Genomic DNA, 6040 nt, shown 5'->3' with positions numbered 1-6040 from the left:
GCCAGAGCCAGAGCCAGAGCAGCCGCCGGCGCAGACACCAGACGATGGCGAATCCGACGGTGGACTGACGAGCAATCAGTGGTTTGCAATCATCCTCATTGCGCTTGCCGGTTTCGCGTTAATTGCTGGAATTGTCGCGTCCGCATCGCGTCGCTCAGACAAGCAGCAGGCGGAACGAAGCGCCAGCCGTCGGTCTGCTGGCGAGATTGTTGGACTGAGCCGTTGGTTAGCCGATCAAGGCAGCATTGACGTGCTTCGCTCGACGGATGTGCAGCAACTGGAGCTTGCCTGGCAGACCGTGCGAACCCGTGCCGTGGACCTTGAGAATCGATGCCAGGCGTTGGCGAACAGCGCCGAGCATGCGAACCTGAGCGACGCATTGCGTACGCTGTCGATCAGCGTGGCGAGCCTACGCGGAGCGCTCGAAACCAGTGTGCGGCTTCGAAAAGATCCGAACGCCTCAGAGATGGAACAGTTGATTGCCGAGAGCACCACTACCGTGTCTCAGCGGCGTCAAGAAGTTCAGTCCGCCACAGATGCGCTGTCTTACGCAGTGACCTGAGGAGCAAGGCGAGCCCAAATTGGACGATGATCACTGGCGCTGAGGCCTGCGACAACTCCGCAAGATATTGGCGTGAATGACCGCGTATATATGTGGTCGAGAGAGAATTCTCGGCCTCCCCTGCGCAACGTCGGACCTGCACCTTCGGTCGCGCGGCGCGCACCAATTGATGCAAGCCGCGAGGTCACGGCTTCGATCCCGCGGCGAGTCAGGGTGTTGAAGTCGCCACCGATAACAAGTAGCTCATCTGGACCTGCAGAGGTGACGTCACCGATGGCAGCGAACTGCCTCCGACGCTTGGCAGGACTCAGCGTGGCGACCTCGGTGTGCACGCTGCAGGCTCGGATGCGCATAGGACCGACGTGTGCCACAGCATGCACAAGGTGACGAGGCTGGCCTTGCACGGCTGAGGTGTAAGGCAGCGACACCACGCCTGGGTCCGACAGCGGCCAACGTGAGAGTACGGCGTTACCGAAGTTGCGGCCAGTCTGAGGGTGCACCGAGGCCGGGACGTACACGTACTCCAACCCAACCGTTCGTGCCACGAGCTCGGTGCCTTGTTCATCCATCTCCTGCAAGAGGATCAGGTCGGCGTCCCGGAGTTGCGGGGACTCAAGCAGCGCTGCTGCTGCTGCGGCGGCTTCAACGCCAAACTGAATATTCCAGGAGACGACGAGAAGTTGAGCGGGGATCGCCCGAGAGTCACCCGTGCTGACGCCGCCTTGGAACGTTTGCGACGCGGAGGCCATGCGATGAGCGACGAGTTCAGTCGTCGACCAGGGTCCGGAACGAGAAGGCAGTGGCGATGATGATCAGTCCGAAGATGACGAGCTGAAGGCCTGCGATCCAAGCGATGACGGTGACGGTCGGAGCCGGCCACGAAACGACGACGATGCCGGCGATGGCTGCGACCAGGCCTCTCAGAATGCGGAGGCCACGGCCACCCGATTCGCGGTCGGCGATTGCGGCCACCACGTCGATCGAGCCCGAGACGATCCAGACAACGCCAAGAATTGTGGCGAGGATGGCGACAGTCTCGTACGGGTTGCGCAACACGATCACACCGCTGATCATGAGCAACACGCCGACAAACCCGACCACCCCGGCGGTCTCGCCGGCGAACGCTTCGATCAGACGAAACAGGCCGAACACGATGAACTGGATTCCGATGAGGACGGAGATGACGGCCAACGTCTGGCTGGGCCAGGCCAGCACGATGACACCCATGATGACGGTGATGACGCCAACGAACATGAGCGCTGGCCATTCGCGAGCCATTCCGAGGCCGGGAACGGCGTCATCGAGTTCGGTTGTCTGCATGGTGTCCTTCTCCCGTTTGGCTGGTCATGCGTGAGCGTAACGAACCGTGGCGATGGATCAGGCGTACGGTTGGCCGAATCAGGCTGGGGCGTGGTCCGGCACCGCGATGCGTCGAATCAAATGCTCGGTGGTACCGATCCAGGTCAGGAGCTTGGATTCTGGCAGCGGCCGGGAGACGCCGAAGCCTTGTGCAACGTCACACCCGATCTTGAGGAGATGTGTCGAGACCTCTGCACTTTCAACACCCTCCGCGACGATCTTGAGGCCGAGGTTGTGGCCCAGCAGAATGGTGGAGGTCACGATGGCCTCATCCTGCGGGTCGAGGAGCAGGTTGCTGATGAAGCTGCGATCGATCTTGAGCTCTGCGACGGGGAGCCGGCGTAGATAGCTGAGCGATGAATAGCCCGTCCCAAAGTCGTCGAGCGACAACATCACGCCCAGCTGGGCGAGCCGCTCAACCGTCAACATCGTGCGCGGGGTGTCGAGCATCAACGACGACTCGGTGATCTCCAGCGTGAGCCGACTCGGATCAAGGTTGTGCTCGCTCAGCCGGTGTTCGATTCGGTCAGCAAGCAGTTCATCGACGAGATCGAGGGTCGAGAGGTTGACGGAGACCGTGAGGTCGAATCCGGCATCAAGCCAGGAGCGAGCGTCGCGAATGGCCAGAGCGAGTACTCGATCAGTGACCGCCTTGATCAATCCGGTCTCCTCAGCAACAGGAATGAAGTCGTCTGGTTGCACCCAACCGCGCACCGGATGGCGCCACCGCGCAAGTGCCTCGACGCCGATGACCGTTGAGGTCGCGAGGTCGAGTTTGGGTTGATAGTGCACTTCGAGTTCGTCGTGGTCGAGAGCAACGCGCAGGTCGCCCAGGAGCGAGAGTCGCTCGGGCGTTCGACGATCGATATCGACGCTGTACATCTCGCATCCGGTGTGCTGGGCTTTCGCGGCGTACATCGCGATGTCGGCGCGCCGAACGACGTCGTTCGTGGTGTCGCCCAACTTGATTGGTGCAACACCCACGCTGGCAGCCACGACCACGTTGAAGCCGCCCAGGACGAACGGCACCCTCGACGCCTCGACGAGCCGTTGAGCCAACTGCATGACCTCGCGATCGCTGTTGCGATTGACGAGCACTGCATACTCATCGCCGCCGAAGCGAGCGAGCACGTCCATGAATTCCAGCTCGGCGGCCAAACGGGTGGAGAACTCGATGAGCACCTGATCTCCGGCTTGGTGCCCGAGCGTGTCGTTGACTTCCTTGAAGCGATCGAGGTCGAGCATCAGGACTGCAGTGCATTGATTCACGGCGGCCCGGTCCGTGGCGTCGGCGACGTGGCGGTCGAAGCCGGCTCGATTCAAGTGTCCCGTGAGCGAATCGCGCAGCGCATCGCTCTCAGCGCGGGCGTGCATCAGCGAATTTCGCACGCTGGTGGCGAGCTGATCGGCGATGTGTCCGGCGCGAGTCACGTCGTCGTCACCGAACTCATCGGTGATTCCAGCTCGACCGGTGAGCATCAGGGTGCCCATCTCGCCCTGTCCATCGACGATCGGAACGACCATCCGCTTCGTGCCGCTGCCTGCTGGTAGCTGGGCGACCTCGCTCGTCGCTGGCTCGGTCGCAAAGGCGTCCGGTGGTGTATCGGTGATACCGACAAGGTGTGCGGGCTCGGCAGGGTTGGCGACACACCTCAAGGATGTCCAGCCTTCCGCGCACACCACGTCGTGGAGATCGATGCTGCCGGCGTCGGCACGTAACAGCTGCATCGACTCGTCAAGCGCGCGTGGGACGAGTTCAACGAGCTGAATCGATTCGCCAATTCGGCGGGTGAAGTCGTGTACTGCGCTCAGGTTGCGGTGGCGTTCTGCGAGGCGCCCATTCTGGCGCAGCACAAACCACACCGCAGCGACCGGGAGAACCGCCAGCGGGGCATAGGCGAGCCCGACGAGCGCGGGAGCGAGTGCCATCGCCGCGACCGCCGCGCTCACTGGGCCGAGCACGATGTTTGTCTTCAGCTCCGCGATCAGGCGTTCGACGACGCGACCTTCGAAGCAGGCAATGGCGACGGAGACGACCAGCGAGCCGACGAACGATGCGACGGCGAGCGCCACAGCGATGGTGACGAGGAGTTGCCCATCAGATGGGTTTGGCATATCGCAGACCCAGTGAAGAATCGCGAAGGTGAGGGCGGTCTCGAACGAGAACAACGCGCCGTTGAGCGCGAGCTTGTGGCGGGCGGGCCGCATTGTGAAGAAGAAGACGGTCAAGCTGCCAATGAGGCGGACAACAATGGCGGCCACGGGACCCAAGAAGACGAGAGCGAACGCTGCGGGGACCTCCGACAGCGTGAAGGACATCGTTTCGCGACGGTATTCCATGTGGAATGCGAAGCGCTCGGCCAGGCCGAACCCGACGAGGATGGCAATGCCAATCCACCAGGGTCCCTGTCGGGCGCTCACGTTGAGCGCCGTCGTGGACAGAAGCCACCCGCTCGCGGCAAGGAGGGCAGCAGAGATCAGGAGCACGCCGTACACCGCACGCGATGACCTGGGCCCCTCGTGAACCTCCGGGGTCGCGATCTCAGATCCGACGGTCACGGTTGGTCTCCTGCCGTAGGTTCGGGAACGGAGGCGCCAGTCGATGCGACGGCGGCGATGTGACGAATCGAGTTGTGTGGAGTGATCTGCCGCCGCAGCATGAGGTGTCCGCCAAGTCCAATGCGCCCGGCGCCAGGTAGCAACGAGTCAAGATCCATACAACATCATCGGCAACTTGCTGCAAATGGTTGAGTGGTCATCTTGAGCGAGTTCTGATTTTCGGCTCGGTCGAAGCCCCAGAATTGTCACGCTCTGTGACCCGACAGCTCAGAGCGTGGAGTTTGCCGGGTGACTCGTTCTTCAGGCTTTCTTGACGAACTCGGCTTTCACCAGCAGTTGTCGGCCATCAACCTTGGCCTCGATCTCATGATCGCCCGAGACCAACCTGATTGATTTGATCTTGGTGCCCGACTTGACGCCGCCGGCTTTGCCGTCCGTCTTGAGGTCCTTGATCACAGTCACGGCGTCGCCGTCGGTCAACAGATTGCCGTTGGCATCGCGGATGTTGCCCAGCCCGTTGTCGGCGTCTCCAAGCCATTCATGCCCACACGTTCCGCATTCGTAGCCGTCGTCGGCAAGGAGCGGCTCCGGCATGGTGCAGATCGGGCAGTTCGGGAGATCAGCCATGGCGAGTGTGTATCAGCGGCCCGCGGCGTTCGCGTCTCGTTGAGATGGTGACGTCGCTGGCAGAGTGACGTCATGTCGAGAACCGGAGTACTGAGTGGAGCTGTCGCCGTGGTCACTGGTGGGGCAAGCGGCATGGGACTGGCAACCGTCCAGCGCTTTGTCGCCGAGGGCGCGTCGGTTGTCGTCGCTGACCTCAACGTCGAGGCCGGAGAGCGTGTCGCAGCGGAGTTGGGGGATGCTGTTCGGTTCGAGCGTTGTGACGTGTCCGTCGAAGCTGATGTCGCAGCGGTGGTGCGCGCCGCGGTCGATTCATTTGGCCGACTCGACATCATGTTCAACAACGCGGGTGTGGGTGGAGCATTCGGGCCCATTACCGAGATCGAGTCCGACGATTGGGACACAACCTTCGGCGTACTGGTCCGAGGCGTTTTCACTGGAACCAAGCATGCGGCCCGCCAAATGATCGAGCAGGGGGCGGGCGGGTCGATCATCAACACCGCGTCGGTGGCCGGCCTCGGCGGTGGGGGAGGCCCGCAGGCCTACTCGGCAGCCAAGGCAGCAGTCATCAACCTGACCGAGACCACCGCGAACGAACTGGCCGCGCACTCGATCCGGGTCAATGCGATCTGCCCGGGCATCATCTTCACGCCGCTGATGCATCGAGGCGACGAGGCTGATGCCGAGACCGTGATGAGCGAGTTGCAGCCGCTCCCGAAGCGAGGCGAGGGGTCCGACATCGCCGGCGCAGCGCTCTGGCTGGCAGGACCCGACGCGGCATTTGTCACGGGCACATCGATCGTGGTCGACGGTGGGATCAGTTCGGCGGGCACTCGCCTCTATGGGCGGCTCGGTGGCACGCAGAATCTGGACAGAGTCGTCGGAATCGCGCACGGCACAACGGGTCAGGCGGCATCGGTGAGACGGCTGTGAACG

The 6040-nt window shown here is 62.5% G+C and carries 6 protein-coding genes; 2 read left to right on the top strand and 4 right to left on the bottom strand.

What is annotated here, in order from left to right; genetic code table 11:
* Positions 1–562 (top strand): hypothetical protein (locus tag ACH2DW_RS11015; RefSeq protein WP_394929799.1); only part of this gene is annotated, 562 nt, incomplete at its 5' end.
* Here ACH2DW_RS11015 and ACH2DW_RS11010 read toward each other — a convergent pair.
* The 4 genes from ACH2DW_RS11010 to ACH2DW_RS10995 all read right to left on the bottom strand — a co-directional run bounded on the left by ACH2DW_RS11010 (position 547) and on the right by ACH2DW_RS10995 (position 5107).
* Positions 547–1311 carry an endonuclease/exonuclease/phosphatase family protein gene (locus ACH2DW_RS11010; RefSeq protein ID WP_394929798.1) on the bottom strand — a complete coding sequence of 255 codons (765 nt, stop codon included), beginning with the start codon at positions 1309–1311 and terminating at the stop codon, positions 547–549. The two genes, ACH2DW_RS11015 and ACH2DW_RS11010, sit on opposite strands and share 16 nt — an antisense overlap.
* Positions 1312–1327: 16 nt before the next feature.
* Entirely contained in the window at positions 1328–1882 is a 555-nt protein-coding gene (locus tag ACH2DW_RS11005; protein WP_394929797.1) for an HdeD family acid-resistance protein, read from the bottom strand.
* Positions 1883–1960: 78 nt separating this feature from the next.
* Positions 1961–4480, bottom strand: coding sequence for a putative bifunctional diguanylate cyclase/phosphodiesterase (locus ACH2DW_RS11000; RefSeq protein WP_394929796.1), 2520 nt, complete (start codon positions 4478–4480; stop codon positions 1961–1963).
* Positions 4481–4780: 300 nt separating this feature from the next.
* Complete coding sequence (locus ACH2DW_RS10995) at positions 4781–5107, bottom strand: zinc ribbon domain-containing protein YjdM (protein WP_394929795.1); 327 nt, start codon at positions 5105–5107, stop codon at positions 4781–4783.
* Positions 5108–5179: 72 nt separating this feature from the next.
* Between ACH2DW_RS10995 and ACH2DW_RS10990 the strand changes: the two genes are divergently transcribed.
* The gene (locus ACH2DW_RS10990) at positions 5180–6037 is read left to right on the top strand and encodes an SDR family NAD(P)-dependent oxidoreductase (RefSeq protein ID WP_394929794.1); all 858 of its coding nucleotides are present in this window, start codon (positions 5180–5182) and stop codon (positions 6035–6037) included.
* Positions 6038–6040 lie beyond the last annotated feature (3 nt).

This window comes from uncultured Ilumatobacter sp. (genome assembly GCF_963980585.1).
GTDB lineage: Bacteria > Actinomycetota > Acidimicrobiia > Acidimicrobiales > Ilumatobacteraceae > Ilumatobacter_A.
This window is presented reverse-complemented; position numbering and strand designations above follow the sequence as displayed.

Coding starts and splice junctions, on each gene's coding strand:
- ACH2DW_RS11005 (WP_394929797.1), bottom strand. CDS start 1,882: ATGCAGACAACCGAACTCGATGACGCCGTTCCCGGCCTCGGAATGGCT.
- ACH2DW_RS10990 (WP_394929794.1), top strand. CDS start 5,180: ATGTCGAGAACCGGAGTACTGAGTGGAGCTGTCGCCGTGGTCACTGGT.
- ACH2DW_RS10995 (WP_394929795.1), bottom strand. CDS start 5,107: ATGGCTGATCTCCCGAACTGCCCGATCTGCACCATGCCGGAGCCGCTC.
- ACH2DW_RS11010 (WP_394929798.1), bottom strand. CDS start 1,311: ATGGCCTCCGCGTCGCAAACGTTCCAAGGCGGCGTCAGCACGGGTGAC.